15 protein-coding genes are annotated in these 15392 nt (G+C 73.4%); 2 read left to right on the top strand and 13 right to left on the bottom strand.

The features are described from left to right. Positions 1 to 108: 108 nt before the first annotated feature. The 5 genes from ACQPXD_RS01245 to ACQPXD_RS01225 form a co-directional block, all read right to left on the bottom strand. Positions 109 to 1098, bottom strand: coding sequence for a hypothetical protein (locus tag ACQPXD_RS01245; protein WP_432833943.1), 990 nt, complete (start codon positions 1096 to 1098; stop codon positions 109 to 111). Then, a complete protein-coding gene (locus ACQPXD_RS01240) occupies positions 1089 to 1613 on the bottom strand; it encodes a hypothetical protein (protein ID WP_432833941.1) in 525 nt (174 codons plus the stop codon). The genes ACQPXD_RS01245 and ACQPXD_RS01240 overlap by 10 nt, the downstream gene beginning before the upstream one ends. 93 nt (positions 1614 to 1706) lie before the next feature. Beyond that, positions 1707 to 4064, bottom strand: coding sequence for a sodium-translocating pyrophosphatase (locus ACQPXD_RS01235; RefSeq protein WP_432833939.1), 2358 nt, complete (start codon positions 4062 to 4064; stop codon positions 1707 to 1709). A 209-nt stretch (positions 4065 to 4273) separates the two neighbouring features. Beyond that, positions 4274 to 4750: an ATP-binding protein gene (locus ACQPXD_RS01230; RefSeq protein WP_432833937.1), complete on the bottom strand. Its 477-nt coding sequence runs from the start codon at positions 4748 to 4750 to the stop codon at positions 4274 to 4276. Positions 4751 to 4758: 8 nt separating this feature from the next. Beyond that, positions 4759 to 5121 (bottom strand): STAS domain-containing protein, encoded by a 363-nt coding sequence (locus ACQPXD_RS01225; RefSeq protein ID WP_432833935.1) that lies wholly within the window; start codon positions 5119 to 5121, stop codon positions 4759 to 4761. A gap of 153 nt (positions 5122 to 5274) precedes the next feature. On the opposite strand from ACQPXD_RS01225, the gene ACQPXD_RS01220 reads away from it, so the two are divergent. Beyond that, positions 5275 to 7482 carry a DEAD/DEAH box helicase gene (locus ACQPXD_RS01220; RefSeq protein WP_432833933.1) on the top strand — a complete coding sequence of 736 codons (2208 nt, stop codon included), beginning with the start codon at positions 5275 to 5277 and terminating at the stop codon, positions 7480 to 7482. Between the two features lie 39 nt (positions 7483 to 7521). Here the strand turns inward: ACQPXD_RS01220 and ACQPXD_RS01215 are convergent, their stop codons facing one another. The 7 genes from ACQPXD_RS01215 to ssd all read right to left on the bottom strand — a co-directional run bounded on the left by ACQPXD_RS01215 (position 7522) and on the right by ssd (position 12775). Next, positions 7522 to 7833 carry an Rv3654c family TadE-like protein gene (locus tag ACQPXD_RS01215; RefSeq protein ID WP_432833931.1) on the bottom strand — a complete coding sequence of 104 codons (312 nt, stop codon included), beginning with the start codon at positions 7831 to 7833 and terminating at the stop codon, positions 7522 to 7524. A 35-nt stretch (positions 7834 to 7868) separates the two neighbouring features. Beyond that, on the bottom strand, positions 7869 to 8300 hold the full coding sequence (locus ACQPXD_RS01210; protein ID WP_432833929.1) for a TadE family type IV pilus minor pilin: 432 nt from the start codon (positions 8298 to 8300) through the stop codon (positions 7869 to 7871). A 326-nt stretch (positions 8301 to 8626) separates the two neighbouring features. Beyond that, positions 8627 to 8806: a DUF4244 domain-containing protein gene (locus tag ACQPXD_RS01205; RefSeq protein WP_432833927.1), complete on the bottom strand. Its 180-nt coding sequence runs from the start codon at positions 8804 to 8806 to the stop codon at positions 8627 to 8629. Between the two features lie 99 nt (positions 8807 to 8905). Next, complete coding sequence (locus ACQPXD_RS01200; RefSeq protein ID WP_432833925.1) at positions 8906 to 9511, bottom strand: type II secretion system F family protein; 606 nt, start codon at positions 9509 to 9511, stop codon at positions 8906 to 8908. Continuing rightward, the gene (locus tag ACQPXD_RS01195; protein ID WP_432833923.1) at positions 9511 to 10386 is read right to left on the bottom strand and encodes a type II secretion system F family protein; all 876 of its coding nucleotides are present in this window, start codon (positions 10384 to 10386) and stop codon (positions 9511 to 9513) included. Before ACQPXD_RS01195 ends, ACQPXD_RS01200 begins: the two co-directional genes overlap by 1 nt. Continuing rightward, the gene (locus ACQPXD_RS01190; RefSeq protein WP_432833921.1) at positions 10383 to 11702 is read right to left on the bottom strand and encodes a TadA family conjugal transfer-associated ATPase; all 1320 of its coding nucleotides are present in this window, start codon (positions 11700 to 11702) and stop codon (positions 10383 to 10385) included. The genes ACQPXD_RS01195 and ACQPXD_RS01190 overlap by 4 nt, the downstream gene beginning before the upstream one ends. Continuing rightward, complete coding sequence (gene ssd, locus ACQPXD_RS01185) at positions 11699 to 12775, bottom strand: septum site-determining protein Ssd (protein ID WP_432833919.1); 1077 nt, start codon at positions 12773 to 12775, stop codon at positions 11699 to 11701. The genes ACQPXD_RS01190 and ssd overlap by 4 nt, the downstream gene beginning before the upstream one ends. Positions 12776 to 13495: 720 nt before the next feature. Here ssd and ACQPXD_RS01180 point away from each other — a divergent pair. Further along, positions 13496 to 14329 (top strand): HAD family hydrolase, encoded by an 834-nt coding sequence (locus ACQPXD_RS01180; protein WP_432833917.1) that lies wholly within the window; start codon positions 13496 to 13498, stop codon positions 14327 to 14329. 314 nt (positions 14330 to 14643) lie between these two features. Here ACQPXD_RS01180 and ACQPXD_RS01175 read toward each other — a convergent pair whose 3' ends face one another. Continuing rightward, positions 14644 to 15381 carry an oxidoreductase gene (locus ACQPXD_RS01175; RefSeq protein WP_432833915.1) on the bottom strand — a complete coding sequence of 246 codons (738 nt, stop codon included), beginning with the start codon at positions 15379 to 15381 and terminating at the stop codon, positions 14644 to 14646. Between the last annotated feature and the right edge of the window lie 11 nt (positions 15382 to 15392).

The following is a 15392-nucleotide window of genomic DNA, read 5'->3' as shown; positions in this document are numbered from 1 at the left end:
TGCCCGATCTTGCGAACGTGTCGCAACCGCTGCGGTGTTTGTGGGGGTTTGTCGGCAGCTCGGCGGTCGCGTTTCCACCCCTGCGGAACGCGGATCCGCCCCGAATGGTCAGCCCGGCCAGACGCCCGCCGGCGCTTCCGCCGGGGGCTCGCCGACCAGCTCCGCGAGGCGGGTGATGCGGCGGGGGCCGACGATGCGATACGCGGGGCCGCCCGATTCCGCGGCGACCAGGACGGCCGGGAGTCCGACCGCCAGCAATGCGTCGCCGACGGCGATCCAGTTGTCCGCCACCTGCCGGTCGATGCCGGCCTCCCGCTCCGGCGGGTCGGGCGCCGCGGCCGGATCCGGCCGCGGCTCCGTCACCGGATCGAGCACGACGGTGGGCAGGTCGCCCACTCCCGAATCGGGCCACTCGTCGGTCGCTACGTCGCCGAAGAAGTCCTCGGCATCGGCGAACTCGTCGGGGCCCGGATCGAAGGCTGTGATTTTACTCTCGCTCTTGCGCTTTCTGACATTCGGCCGGTCGTCGCGCCGTGGCCGTTTGATCATGTGGAGGGCTTCGCCGTTCGACCCGTTTGGGGGACTTTGTGGGGTCAAGTCGACCTCGGACTCGAAGAAAGCTTCCGCGGTACCATATCCGGAATCTTCGCTAATATCCGGATCGACCGGTGCGGGGCGGGGACGCGGCGCGAGGCGCAGCAGGTAGGCGCGGGGGCCGTCGTAGTCGCCCGCGGCCGCGACCCACAGCCGCAGCCGCCGCCCGTCCAGCGCCAGCCCGGGTGGGCACAGCTTGAGGCCGTCCTCGTCGAGCCAGCGCGCGGCGAGCGGGGCCAGCGCGGCGGAGTAGGCCGTGCGCAGCGCCCAGCGCTCCTCCTCGGCCGGCTCGCAGGTCACCACCAGGCCGCGCCCCTCCAGCTCGGTGCGCAGCACGGCGCAGCGCCAGGCGTCGTCGACCACGATCGACACCCGGCCGGTGCCGCCCATCCGGCCGACCTGGCCGGCGCCGGCGAGCAGGCCCTCCAGGTCGATCGGCGCGGGCGGGCGCGCCTCGACCCCGAACAGCGACAGTTGCCGGCCGCGGGCCGGCGTCACCGGCACTCGGGCACCTCGTCGAACGCCCGCTGCAGGTCGGCCGGGCCGGTGTGGGCCGGGTCGATCGCGCTGCGCTCGTAGTCGTCCTTGAGCGTCGTGAACGCCTTGCCGACCGCCGCATAGAAGGCCTTCCCGTCGGCCGTGGGCAGCTCGGACACGGTGCGTTTGGCGTTGCCGTAGGCGTCGCGGGCCTTGGACAGCGACGCGGTGAACTGCTCGGCGACCTTCTTGCCGTCCTCGACGTCGGGCACGCCGGCGCCGTCGACGCCGGCCCGGGCCTTCTCGCTGGCGGACTCGGCGCCGTCCAGCAGCTCCACGATGTTGGTCTTGGTCTCGGCCGGCGTGCGGGCCGCCTGCAACTGCTGCTGCGCCTTCGCGGTCAGGTCGGCGATCTCGGCCCGCCACGGGGTGAGCGCGGTGCACACCGACCGGGCCCACTGCCGCGGCTCGACCCCGTCGCCGCCGCACCCGGCCGCCGCGCAGCAGAGGAGGGCGGCGACGAGGAGGCGGGCGGCGCGCATGACAAGCAGCGTAGATCCGATCGTCTGTTCGAGAAAACACGACGCTCCGGCCGGAATCCGGCCGGAGCGTCGCGGTGTCGCGCGTGGATCGGGTCAGGCGGTGACCTTCTCCGGCGCCTCCTCCTGCGAGGCGGCGCCGTTGCCGGCGTCGACGGCGACCGGCTTGCGCTTGCTCAGCACCACCGCACCGGCGATGACGAGCACCGCGGCGATCGCGATCACGAACCGGAACACCCGGCTGCCGTCGCCGACCGTAACCGTGACCACGGCCGGGGCGATGAGCAGGGAGACCAGGTTCATGACCTTGAGCAGCGGGTTGATGGCCGGGCCGGCGGTGTCCTTGAACGGGTCACCGACGGTGTCGCCGATGACCGTCGCGGCATGCGCGGGCGAGCCCTTGCCGCCATGGACGCCGTCCTCGACCAGCTTCTTCGCGTTGTCCCAGGCCCCACCGGAGTTGGACAGGAACACCGCCATGAGCGTGCCGGTGCCGATCGCGCCGGCCAGGTACGCCGCCAGCGGGCCGACGCCGAGGCCGAAGCCGACCGCGATCGGCGCCATGACCGCGAGCAGGCCCGGCGTGATCAGCTCACGCTGGGCGTCGCGGGTGCAGATGTCGACGACCTTGCCGTACTCCGGCCGCTGCGAGCCGTCCATAATGCCCGGGAACTCGCGGAACTGCCGCCGGACCTCGAACACGACGGCGCCCGCGGAGCGGGCCACGGCGTTGATCGCGAGGCCGGAGAACAGGAACACGACCGCGGCCCCGATGAGCAGGCCGACGAGGTTGCTCGGGTTGGCGACGTTGAGCAACGCGTCGGTGGACAGCTTCGACCCGGCATCGGCCAGCGCGTTGCGCATGGTGTCGGTGTACGAGCCGAACAGGGCGGTGGCGGCGAGCACCGCGGTGGCGATCGCGATGCCCTTGGTGATCGCCTTGGTGGTGTTGCCGACCGCGTCGAGCTCGGTCAGCGTGCGGGCGCCGCGCTCGTCGATGTCGCCGGACATCTCCGCGATGCCCTGCGCGTTGTCGCTGATCGGGCCGAAGGTGTCCATGGCGACGATGACACCGACGGTGGTGAGCAGGCCGGTGCCGGCCATGGCGACCGCGAACAGCGAGAGGGTGATCGAACCGCCACCGAGCAGGAAGGCACCGAAGACGCCCGCGCCGATGACGATGGCCGAGTAGACGGCCGACTCGAAGCCGACGCTGACGCCGGCGAGCACCACCGTGGCGGGGCCGGTGAGCGCGCTCTTGCCGATGTCCCTGACCGGACGGCGCTCGGTCTCGGTGAAGTACCCCGTGAGCGCCTGGATGATCGCGGCCAGCGCGATGCCGATGATCACGGCGATGATGGCGGTGACGTGCGGGCCGAACGGCGGGTTGTCACCGTCACCCAGGTTGAGCGTGGCCCGCCAGCCGTCGCCGAGCAGCTTGCTCCAGCTGGTCGGCAGGTAGAACAGCGCGGCGATGCTGACCAGCACCGCCGAGGCGATCGCGGAGATGTAGAACGCCCGGTTGATCGCGACCAGGCCGTTGCGGTCGGACTTGCGCAGGCGGGTGAGCGCAACGCCCAGGAACGCGATGATCACGCCGATGGTCGACACGATCAGCGGGAACACGAGGCCGTGCTCGCCGAACGCGGCCCGGCCCAGGATCAGCGCCGCGACCAGGGTCACGGCGTAGGACTCGAACAGGTCGGCGGCCATGCCGGCGCAGTCGCCGACGTTGTCGCCCACGTTGTCGGCGATGGTCGCCGCGTTGCGCGGGTCATCCTCGGGGATGCCCTGCTCAACCTTGCCGACCAGGTCGGCGCCGACGTCGGCGGCCTTGGTGAAGATGCCGCCGCCGACCCGCATGAACATCGCCAGCAGGGCCGCGCCGAAGCCGAAGCCCTCGAGCACGATGGGCGCGTCGCCCTTGAAGATGAGCACCACCAGGGCCGCGCCGAACAGTCCCAGGCCCACGGTGAGGAAGCCGACCACGCCACCGGTGCGGAACGCGATCTGCATCGCCTTCTCCCGGCCGCCGTCCTCCCGGGCCGCCGCCGCGACGCGCAGGTTGGCGCGGGTGGCCAGCGCCATACCGGCGCCACCGATGAAGGCCGAGAAGACCGCGCCGACGATGAAGAACGCCGACCGGCCGATCTTGATCAAGGTTTCGTTGGCTCCGGAGTCGTTCACCGGAAGCAGGAACAGCAGCACCACCGCGATGACCACGAAGATGCCGAGGGTCTTGAACTGCCGCACGAGGTACGCGGTCGCGCCCTCCTGTACCGCCCCGGCGATCTCCTGCATCTTCGGGGTGCCCCGGCCGGTCGCGAGGACCGCCCTGACCAGCACCGCGGCGAAGCCCAACGCCACGAAGGCGATGACGAGCGCGACCACGATATAGCTCAGGTTGCTCCCGGAAAGGGAAATCTCGCCGGCAGCGGCGAGTGAATTGGACATTCGTTGTCCTCCTGTACCGACACATGACAGCGCCGCGAGCGGTCAGGCCGGCGGCGGTTCTCCACGCGGGGAGCCCGTGCTGAGCGACCGAGGTACCCAATGACCAGGGCCGTCATACACGATCGCCGTACTCTAGCCGCCCTGCGTGGTCGTGGTCACACCGACTTGCGCGATTGCACAAATCGCACTCGGTCGATCGGCGATGATCATCAATCGCCGGGGCGCTCCAGTGGCCAGGACATCCGGACCTCGGTGCCGACACCTTCGGATAATTCGGACACGTTGAGATCGTCCACGAGCCCGGCCAGCAGCGCCAGGCCCATCCGCGCGGCGACCGCCTCCTCCGCCAGCAGGTCCGGCGGGGCGGTCAGCGGCAGCGCCGGATCGGACAGCAGGACGACGGCCTCGTCCTGCGGTGCGCGGGTGACCATCGCGCCGTTGGCCGCGCGGTCGACCACCCGGACGGTGAACCGGTCGCCGTCGGCCATGGCGACGTCGACCAGGTCGTCGAGGCCGTGCGAGCGGTGCAGCGCGACCGCGCGGGAGCACGCCTCGCCGATCGCCAGCCGGACCTCCTCGAGCAGTTCCTCGGCCACGCCCGCCCGCCGCGCGACGGCCACGCCGACGAGGCGCGCCGTGCGGACGTGGGCGGGCGCCGGCGAGAAGGAGAGTCGTACCGTGGGCATGGACCTACCTATGCCGGGGGTTCGGTGCCCGCGCCGGTCGCGGCGGTCGCGGCGGCCACGGTGTCATACAGCGAGAACACCCGGTCCAGGGCGGTGATCCGGAAGATCTTGAGCAGCCGCTCGTGCGCGCACACCAGCCCGAACGAGCCGTTGACCGCGCGGAGCCGCTTGAGGGCGCCGACCAGCACGCCGAGCCCGGTCGAGTCGAGAAACTCCACCCGGCTGAGGTCGACGACGACGTGCCGGGAACCCTGCTCGACGAGCTCGACGAGCTTCTCGCGCAGCCGTGGGGCGGTGTAGACGTCCACCTCACCGCCGACTTCGAGCACCGTGTGGTCGCCGGAGTCGTACGTCGACAGCGACAGCTCCATGCGGACCTCCTCCTCTGGCGGCCGAAATGTGCATGCCCTCCACGGGCATCTAACCATCGACGCCCCGCTCAGGCGACGCTCCACCCCCTTTCCCATATCCCGCGCGCGTGTACCGCGCACCAGGTTTCGAACATCTGTTTTACAGTGCTGAGCGTGCTGCTCCACACCGAAACGCTCCCGCGCCGCGAGGGCGTCGTCGTCCCCTGGCCCGAGTGGGTGCCGGAGCCGCTCCGCGCGGCGTTCCGCTTCGCCCCCTGGCGCCACCAGGCCGAGGCCGCCACGGCCGCCTGGCAGGGCGTCCACACCGTGGTCGCGACCGGCACCGGCTCCGGCAAGTCGCTGGCCTACCAGCTGCCCGCGCTGTCGCGGCTGCTGACCGACCAGCGGGCCACGGTGCTCTACATCGCACCGACCAAGGCCCTCGCCGCCGACCAGCTGCGCTCGCTCACCGACCTCGGCCTGCCGGGCCTGTATCCGGCCACGTTCGACGGCGACACCTCCCGCGAGGAGCGCGACTGGGTCCGCCAGCACGCCCGGGTGGTGCTCACCAACCCCGACATGCTCCACCACGGCATCCTGCCCGGCCACGCCGCCTGGGCCCGGTTCCTGCGCGGCCTGCGCTACGTCGTGGTCGACGAATGCCACGCCTACCGCGGCATCTTCGGCTCGCACGTCGCCCACGTGCTGCGCCGCCTGCGCCGGCTGGCCGTCCGCTACCGCGCGCAGCCGTGCTTCGTGCTGGCGTCCGCGACGTCGGGCGACCCGGCGGCCTCCGGCGAGCGGCTCACCGGCCTGCCCATGACCGCGTTCACCGAGGACGCCTCCCCGCGCGGCGAGATCACGTTCAACCTGTGGGAGCCCCCGCTGCTCACCGACGACGGCCCGCGCCGCTCCGCCCTCACCGACACCGCTACCCTGCTGGCCGAGTCGGTTTCCGCGGGGGTACCCACACTGGCCTTCGTCCGCTCCCGTAAAGGGGCGGAGCTCGTCGCGACGATGGCCCGCCACCGCCTCGACAGCGCGGTCCCCGGCCTCGGCTCCCGCGTCGCCGCCTACCGGGCGGGCTACCTGCGCGAGGACCGCCGCGCGCTGGAGCGCGACCTCATGGACGGCCGGCTGCTCGGCCTGGCCTCCACCAACGCGCTCGAGCTGGGCGTCGACCTGACCGGCCTCGACGCCGTCATCATGTCCGGCTACCCCGGCACCCTCGCTTCCCTGTGGCAGCAGGCCGGCCGCGCGGGCCGCGCCGGCCGGTCCGCGACCTGCACCCTGGTCGCCCGCGACGACCCCCTCGACACGTATCTCGTGCACCACCCCGAGGCCCTCTTCGGCCGCTCGGTCGAGGCCACCGTCTTCGACCCGGCCAACCCTCACGTCCTGGCTCCGCAGCTGTGCTGCGCCGCCGCCGAGCTGCCGCTGACCGAGGCCGACCTCCCCCTCTTCGGCCCCGGCGCGGCAGATCTGCTGGACACCCTGGTCGCCGCCGGCATGCTCCGCCGCCGCCCCTCGGGCTGGTACTGGACCGAGCGCGACCGCCCCGACGTCGACCTCCGCGGCGCCGGCGGCGGCCCGATCGCCGTCGTCGAGTCGGCCACCGGCCGGCTCCTGGGCACGGTCGACACCGGCTCCGCCCACCACCAGGTCCACACCGGCGCGGTGTACCTGCACCAGGGCGCCACCTACGTCGTCGACAAGCTCGACCTCGCCGACTCGGCCGCCCTGGTCCACGCCGAGGACCCGGACTGGAGCACCCACCCCCGCGACGTCACGTCGATGACGGTGCTCTCGGTGCGCGAGAGCCGCGCCACCGGCCCGGTAACGCTCAGCCTGGGCGAGGTCGAGGTCACCAACCAGGTGGTCAGCTACCAGCGCCGCCGCCTGGTCTCCGGCGAGGTGATCGAGACCTGCCCCCTCGACCTACCCGAGCGCATCCTGCGCACGGTCGCCGTCTGGTGGACCATCGACCCCGAGGCCCTGGACGCGGCCGGGATCCCCGACGTCGAGTGGCCCGGCGCCCTCCACGCCGCGGAGCACGCCGCGATCGGCCTCCTCCCGCTCGTGGCCACCTGCGACCGCTGGGACATCGGCGGCCTCTCCACCGCCGCCCACGCCGACACCGGCTTGCCCACGATCTTCGTCTACGACGGCCACCCAGGCGGCGCCGGCTTCGCCGAACGCGCCTACGCCACCGCCGCGACCTGGCTGACCGCGACCCACCGCGCCATCACCACGTGCCGCTGCGAACACGGCTGCCCGTCGTGCGTGCAGTCCCCGAAATGCGGCAACGGCAACAACCCGCTGAACAAGCCCGAGGCCGCCCGCCTCCTCTCCTTGGTCCTCTCCCACCTATCCCGCGGCTAGGCCGCTCAGCTCACCAACGGCGCCCCCTCGTTCTCGGCCTCAGCCGGCCATGACCGGCCCGGCCCGCGCGGTGGCGTGAACGGTGAGCCCGGAGCTCGTCCGCACGTCGACGCTCACCGTGACGATCGGCCCGGCCACCGCGCAGGCCACCAGCCACGCGCCGTTCTCGCCCACCAGCCGCCCGGCCGCCGCGCAGGCCGCCACCTCTCCGTCGAAGGCGAACAGCGCCCCCGCCAGCGCCCCCGAATCGGCGGCGTTGCCCGCCCGATACCGGGCGACGAGCGCCCCGGCCACGGTGAGCATCCCGGCGGCGAGCACCGTCAGGGCCACCCCGGCGCCAAGCGTGATCACCGAGGCCGATCCCCGCTCCCCGCGGCGCCATCGCCTCATGGCCCGTCCCCCGGCTCGGGTTCGGCCATCGCCACCGCACGCTCCTCGACCATCAGGCCGGAGAGCATCAGCAGGTGCACCCGCATGCGCACCGTCACCCGCACCAGCTCTCCGTCGTGCTCGACGTTCACCTCGCTGCCCTCGGGCAGGATCTCCGAGCCGACCGCCGGCGCCGCCTCACCGCGCGCCACCGCCCGGGCAATGGTGCCGGCGACATACGTGCAGTCCAGCTTCGCGAACAGCGCCGTGTAGGCCGTCATGAGCCCGAGCAGGAACAACGCGATCACCGGCAGCACGAACGCCACCTCGATCGCGGCCGCCCCGCGCTCCCGGTCCTGCCGATGCCGCGCGCAATGCGTCGTCCGGCCGCTGTCGCGCCTCGCCTTGCTCTCGACCTCATCTTTGGGCAGCACGGCGAGCGGCCCCATGCCGGCGCCCTTCGCCGCCCTCGATACAAAAACCGTGCCGCCCGAGCCCCGGGCCGGTGCCGGCGGCTCGTCCCGCCTGGCATGCGACCCGACCGACACCAGCGACTCGTCCCGCCCAGCGACCGACCGAACCGCCGCCGGCGGGTCGGTTCGCCAGGCGTGTGACCGGGCCGGTGCCGGTCGCTCCTCGCGCCGGGTGTGCGACGGAAGCGCCGGCGGTGGGGTGGTGGGCCGGCGGTGCGCGGGGGACGACGGGCGCGGGGCCTGCTTGCGGTCCCGGGACGGCGTCCGGCCGAGCGTGCCGGTGCCTCTTCGTCGGCGGGCGCTCATCCGATGCTCCGCATGACGAGCGCGGTCAGGTGGGCGCGCATCGCGTCCGAGGACACGATCGCCAGCAGGATGCCGGCGAGCACGACGGCGACGACCATGACCATCGCGTACTCGACGCTGATCGAGCCCTGTTCCCGCCGGTGGACGGGCCAGCGGCGGGACTTCTTGACATACACGGGTAGATTCCTCCACTGCATCACGGACAGAACTCCTTCGGTCTCACAGCGCTCCTTCGGTCTCACAGCGCTCCTTCAGGCTCAAGCGCTCCTTCGGGCTCACAGCGCGACGAACACGTCGCGGATCACGGCAATCACCACCGGCACGACGCCGGCCAGCACAAACGCGGGCAGGAAGCACAGGCCGACCGGCAGCACCGCGAGCACGCCGACCCGGCGGACCGCGGCCTCCGCGGCGGCCGCCTTGGCCGTGCGCAGGTCGGCCGCCTGCCGGTCGAGGGTCCGGGTCAGCGCGATGCCGTGCTCGGCGCTGCGCGTCGCCGCCCGGGCGAACCGGGCCCCGCCCGGCAGGTCGGACAGGTGCGCCCAGGCCGTCTCGGGAGCGGTACCCAGGCGCAGCGCCCGGCCGGCCCGCCGCAGCCGCAGCCCGACCGGCCCGCCCAGCACCTCACCGACCGCGAGCGCGGCCCGGTCCGGCGGCGCGCCGGACCGCAGCGCGGCGGCCAGCAGGTCGGCCGCGAACGGCAGGTCGGAGCGGGCCGTCACCCGTTCCCGGCGGGCCCGCGACGACTCGACCCGGCGCAGCAGCATCCCGCACCCGGCCACGGTCGCCACCCCGGCCGCCAGGCCCCCGGCGCCCCGGATCGCCAGCGCAATACTCAGCCCGGCCAGCACCGCCGCCGACCAGCGCACCCATGCCCGCATCAGTGCACCTCCGCGGTAACGGCGTGGACCATCCGGCCGGTCCACAGGAACCCGCCGCACTGCAGGGCGACCGCGACGACCGCGCAGGCGGCGCCGAGCGGGGTGTGCAGCAGCTGGTGCGCCGGGTGGGTGCCGAGCGCGGCGCCCACCCACAGCCCGGCCACGGGCAACGCCAGCAGCACCCCAGCAGTGGCCTGGGCCGCGGAGAGCTGGGCGGCGACCCCGCCGCGCAGCGCCTGCCCGGTCCGTAGATCGGCGTCCACCCGGTCCAGCAGGTCCGCCAACGGCACGCCCAGGCTCTCGCTCAGCCGATACGCCGCCCTGACCCGCGCCCGCGCCACCTGCGCCGCCTCGGCCGACCGTCCCGGCCCTGACCCGGCGGGCGGGGTCGGCGGGGCCGGCAACAGTTCCCCGGCGGCCGCGGCGGCGTCCGGGATCGTGCCGGCGCGCAGCCCCTCGGCGGTCGCGTCGATCGTGTCGAGCAGCGCGGCCACCGCCCGCTCGCCGTCGCGCCGGAGCAGGGCCCGGCGGGCGGCGACGAGGGCCATCAGGGTGTAAAGCGCCGCGACGACGGCCGCCACCGGACCAGCGAACAGCACCGCCACCCCGGCGTTGAGCGCCATCACGGCACCGACGGCCGCCACCGGACGACGCAGCAGCGCCCGTCCCGCGCGCTCCGCCAAACGGCGACGCTGCATGCCGTTGCCGGCGGTCGGGCGGGTGCCCGAGGCGGCGCTCGCGGTCGCGGCGCCGATGCGGGCGGTGCGGGTCAGGCGGGCCAGCCGCGCCCGCGGGCCGCGGCGGTGCAGCCAGAACCAGACCCAGCCGGCGGTCAGGGCCACGCCGGCGGCGATGGCCAGATCGACGGCGCTCATCCCCAGCCCCTGCCCGGCGTGTACTGCCACTTCGTCTGCGGCCGAGGCGGGTTCACGCCGCGCCCGACGAGCAGCGCATCGAGCTCCGCGGCGGCCGGGCCGGGCCCGGTGCCGCGCCGCCACGCCGTCGCCACCACGGCCGTGTGCCGGTCGGGGTGGGCCGAGAGCACGCAGATCTCGGTGAGCTCGCGCCGGCCGTCGGGTGCGCGCCGCAGGTGCACGACGACCCGCAGCGCCGAGATCACCATGGCGTGCAGGGCCGCGCGGGACACCTCGCCCAGCAGCCCCAATGCCTCCAGGCGGGCCGGCACGTCGGCCGGCGAGTTGGCGTGCAGCGTCGCCGCACCGCCCTCGTGGCCGGTGTTGAGCGCGCCGAGCAGATCGACGATCTCGGCGCCCCGGCACTCGCCGACGATGAGCCGGTCGGGCCGCATCCGCAGCGCCTGCCGCACCAGGTCGCGCAGCGTCACCGCGCCCGCGCCCTCCACGTTGGGCGTCCGGGCCTGCAGCGTCACCACGTGCGGGTGCCGCGGCTGCAGCTCGGCGGCGTCCTCGACGACGACCAGCCGCTCCCGGTGCGGCACCGCCGACAACAGCGTCGCCAGCACCGTGGTCTTGCCGGTGCCGGTGCCGCCGGTCACCAGGTACGGCAACCGTGCCCGCACCACGGCCAGCAGCAACTCCGCCGCGCCGGGGTCGAACGTGCCGCACCGAACCAGCTCGTCGAAGGTGAACGCCTGCGGCCGCGTGGTGCGCAGCGACAGATACGGCCCGCCCGGCCCCACGGGCTCGAGCACCGCGTGCATGCGGGTGCCGTCGGGGAGCCGCACGTCCACGAACGGGCTGGCGTCGTCGAGCCGGCGCCCCGCGTTGGACGCCATTCGCTGGGCGAACTTGCGCACGTCCGCCGGATCGTTGAGCTTGCCCGCCACCCGCAGCAGCCCGCTGCCCCGGTCGATCCAGACGATGTCGCGGTTGACCAGCACGTCGGTGATGGCGGGGTCGGCCAGCAGCGACGCCAGCGGCCCGGCGCCCGTCATCTCGCCGACGATCTGCGTGGCGAGCTTTTTGAGCACGCTACGGCCGAGCAGCGCCCCATCCGGCTCGGCCTGGATCGCGGCGATGACCGTCTCCTGGCTCGCCTCCGCATCGACGTGGGCCAGCCGGGCCCGCACCCGGTCGGCGAGGTCGGTCGAGAACCCGGCCAGCGCTACGGCATCGGCGCCCAGTGCCGGCGCCTCCTCCGCCGCAACGGGCCCGGGCTCGGGCGGAACGGCCGCCCGGTTGCGCGGCGGGGCGGTGCGCGCGGCCCTCATGCCGCCGCTCCCCGCCGGAGGCCGACGTCGCCGAGGATGCGCCGGCACAGCGCGGCGAGCGGGCCCCGCCCGCGGGCGGCCGGCGGCGCGCCACGCTCCAGCCGCCGCGGCAGCCCGCGCTCCGCGCGCAGCGTGCCGGCCACCGGCAGGCCCAGCGAACGGGCGACGTGCCGGGCCCGCAGCCGGCCGGGCGCCGGGACGCGCACCACGACCTGCACGGCGTCGGTGTGCGGGGCGAGCGTCGCGGCGACCCGCCCGGCCGCGGCGCAGGCGCGCAACTCGGCCGGCACGACCAGCAGCACCCGGTCGGCGGCTTGCAGCGCGAGCACGGCGGCCTCGTCGAGCCGGCGGGGCAGGTCGGCGACGACCAGGTCGCGGCCCCGGCTGCCGGCATCCAGTGCGGTCGCCATCGCCTCGTGCGGCAGCGTGACCTGCGCGTCGCCGCCGCAGGACAGCACGGCCACGGCGCCGCGGCTGGGCAGGGCGTTGACCAGCGCGGGCGGGTCGACCGCGCCGCTGGTTGCCGACAGCGCGGGCCAGCGCAGCCCGGACACGTCCTCCCAGCCCAGGACCAGGTCGACGCCGCCGCCGAGCGGGTCGGCGTCGACGAGCAGCGAACGCAGGCCGATCCGGCCGGCGGTGATGGCCAGGCCGGCGGCGAGCACGGTCGCGCCCGCACCGCCGCGACCGCCGACGACGGCGACGATCCGCCCGCGCACCGCGGTCGCGAGGGCGGCCGGGGCCGTCGGGTTCAACAGCCGCCCGACGAGGTACCCCGCCCCCGTGGGGAACCGCACGACATCGCCGGCGCCGACCGCCTCGGCGAGCGCGGTGAGCCGAGCCATCCCATGACTGCGGGCGACGAGCAGCACCCCGGAGCGCCTCGGCAGCCGGGCCCGGGCACACGCCGGGGCCACCTCGTCGCCGATGAGCACCAGCGGGGCGGTGGGATATCGGCGGCGGGCCGGCTCGGGCCCGGGCACGACGTCGAGGTCGAGCGCGAGCCCGGCGGCGAGCGTGACGATCTCCTGCAGCAGTGCGGGATCGTCGGTGACGAGCAATGGTCGGTGCACGGCAGGCTCCACGGTCGCGAGCGGTTCGGCGAACAGCGCTCACCTTGACGTCATCCGGCGTCCGACTGCTGGCCGCCGAGGCCTGAACTGTGGATAACCTGCCGCTTGTGGATAACTCCCACGGAGGAAGTCGATCTGCTATGTAAACCCCGACAAATCGCCCCAGGACGGGCGAGGCATCCGGGAGTACCGAATCAAAAAAAAGTTGGGGCGTGCACCCCAGTTGGTGAAGTTTCAACAAAGCATCGGGCGTCAATGCTGGCTAACTTGCGTCGATAGTGATGAAAGTCAGCAGCCAGTGCCCGAAGGCCATGTGGCTGAAGTCCGGCAACCTGCGCAGATAGGCCCTGACCGGGCCGCGACGGCCGAAGTTGGCTACAGAGGGGACGACCCCCGCCGGGGGGTGACGGGGGTCGCCGGGGGGTTCGGCTCCGGGGGGGTCGAGCCGAACCCGCTCAGCGGTCACGGGGGGTGCAACCGCCGAGGGTCAATAACGGGTCTCAGTCTTGAGGACGTGAAACCTCGTCGCAAACATAAGCATGCCTGAGTCGACCGCCATACGTCGAGTAGGACCGGCCTTCAACACGCCCAGGACGCCAATCAATATTTCACTCTGAGGTAACTCCGGCGTGACCGGTTGCGAGCCGAGCGTGATCCAGTCGGGCTTTGGACCGTCTTGTGTCAACTCAGGACTCCACAGGTCGCCCCGCAACGCTACACTTGCCCGCCGTGGGGCGTAGCGCCGCGTTTTTCGACCTGGACAAAACGGTGATCGCCAAGTCAAGCGCCTTGGCGTTCGGTCGACCGTTCTATCGAGACGGCCTGATCAGCCGCCGCGATGTCATCAAAGGCGCCTACGCGCAGCTGATATTCCGGGTGGGCGGCGGCTCCGACGAGCAGACCATGGGCCGCACCAGGGATTATCTGGCCGCGCTGGTCAAGGGCTGGCGCGCCGAGCAGGTCCGCCAGATCGTGCGGGAAACGCTGGAAGAGCTGATCAGCCCGTATATCTACGCCGAGGCCGTGGCGCTCATCCAGGAGCACCGCGCGGCGGGCCGGGATGTGGTCCTCGTCTCGTCCTCCGGCGAGGAGATGGTCCGACCTATCGGCGAGCAGCTGGGCATCACCGACATCATTGCCACGCGCATGAACGTTGGCGAGGACGGCTGCTACACCGGCGAGATCGACTTCTATGCGGCCGGGCCCAACAAGGTGGTCGCGGCCAAGGAGCTGGCCACCGAGCGCGACTACGACCTGTCCGCGTGCTTCGCCTACAGCGACTCCGTCACCGACGCCGGGCTGCTCAGCCTGGTCGGGCACCCGACCGCGGTCAACCCCGACCGCGGGCTGCGGCGCATCGCGGCCGAGCGCGGCTGGCCGGCGCTCGAGTTCCGCCACCCGATCCCGCTGAGCCGGCGGCTGCGCGAGCGCCCGGCCGTGCCGGTGGCCGCGGCGGCGATCGGGCTCGGCGCGGCGCTGGCGATCGGCATCGCGCTCTACAGCCGCTACCGCCGCGCCCGCGCCGCCCAGCTCGCCGCCGCACCGGCCACCTGAGCCCAAGGCCCCGACCACCCCGGGCCTGAAGTCGCGGGTCACCTGAGCCAACAGGGGCCACGCGGACCACAGCAGTCACATTCTGCGGGGCAGGGGTTCCGATCGAGCCGAGCCCGGCGTAGAAAGGAAAGTGCGAGGTCGGACGGGAGAAGCGAGTCGGATCTCGTGCACGGCCACCGGGCACCCACGAGCGACCAGCCGCGGTAGGCGCGTTACAGCGGATCCGCGAGGACCGCTGCAAACGGACTTGATGTGCACGCCTGGTAACCCGGTCGGACGTGTGTGACGGCGCCTCCTTCCCATTGAGGCGCCGTTCACTGTGTGATCGACTCGCACACCTCGGTGAGCTCCTCCGCGGCCCGCTCGGCCGCCGCCGCATAGTGCCGAAGCCATGATCGGATTCCATCGGGGGTACCGGTGGCAAAGGCGTTGGCCGACCCGACGTACTCCGGCTCGCGGCCGCGGTGACCCACATCCATCGCGAGCAGCCCGCGCGGGTCTAGGCCGCCGGCCACCAGGGTCAGCCGGGCGGCGGCCCGCGCGACGACACCGTTGGGTCCGGCGAAGGCCTTCAGGGCCAGCAGTTCCGCGTGTACCACCGCCGCCTGCAACAGCACGGGAGCGCTGGTGCCGCCCGTGACCAGGCCGGCCAGCGCGTCCAGCCGGGGCGCCGCCTGCGGGTCGACCGGCCGGCCCAGCTCGTCCGGGCCCACCACGTCCCGCGCGGCCAGCGTGTGCAGCCTGGCCAGCGCCTGCCGGGGTGCGCGCGTCCAGGTGGCCGTCAGCCCGTCCAGGGCGGCCGTGGCGCGCAATGCGCCGTGCACGACGGGGTCGGTGACCACGCCGGCGCGCACGCCCTCCAGATCGAAGCCGTGCGTGTCGAGCGCGGCGCTGGCCACCGAGGTGCGCAGCGCCACCTCCGCGGCGACCTGGCCGCCGGAGCGGCGCAGGGCGCGGTGGCGCATGGCGGCGTCGACCGCCGCCCGAGCGCGGTCCAGGGCGGGGGCGACATCGGCGAGGTCAAGCAGCGGGGCGAGCAGGTCTGACGGCACGTTGAGACGGT

It is taken from the genome of Dactylosporangium sp. CA-092794, from assembly GCF_050948465.1.
Classification (GTDB): Bacteria; Actinomycetota; Actinomycetes; order Mycobacteriales; family Micromonosporaceae; genus Dactylosporangium.
Note: the sequence above shows the minus strand (reverse complement) of the source record. Positions and strands in the feature narration are given on the sequence as shown.

What these genes read in the sequence shown, in the direction of transcription:
- ACQPXD_RS01210 (WP_432833929.1), bottom strand. Translation starts at nt 8,300, where the DNA reads ATGGGGCCGCTCGCCGTGCTGCCCAAAGATGAGGTCGAGAGCAAGGCG.
- ACQPXD_RS01225 (WP_432833935.1), bottom strand. Translation starts at nt 5,121, where the DNA reads ATGGAGCTGTCGCTGTCGACGTACGACTCCGGCGACCACACGGTGCTC.
- ACQPXD_RS01240 (WP_432833941.1), bottom strand. Translation starts at nt 1,613, where the DNA reads ATGCGCGCCGCCCGCCTCCTCGTCGCCGCCCTCCTCTGCTGCGCGGCG.
- ACQPXD_RS01200 (WP_432833925.1), bottom strand. Translation starts at nt 9,511, where the DNA reads ATGCGGGCATGGGTGCGCTGGTCGGCGGCGGTGCTGGCCGGGCTGAGT.
- ACQPXD_RS01195 (WP_432833923.1), bottom strand. Translation starts at nt 10,386, where the DNA reads ATGAGCGCCGTCGATCTGGCCATCGCCGCCGGCGTGGCCCTGACCGCC.
- ACQPXD_RS01235 (WP_432833939.1), bottom strand. Translation starts at nt 4,064, where the DNA reads ATGTCCAATTCACTCGCCGCTGCCGGCGAGATTTCCCTTTCCGGGAGC.
- ACQPXD_RS01230 (WP_432833937.1), bottom strand. Translation starts at nt 4,750, where the DNA reads ATGCCCACGGTACGACTCTCCTTCTCGCCGGCGCCCGCCCACGTCCGC.
- ACQPXD_RS01190 (WP_432833921.1), bottom strand. Translation starts at nt 11,702, where the DNA reads ATGAGGGCCGCGCGCACCGCCCCGCCGCGCAACCGGGCGGCCGTTCCG.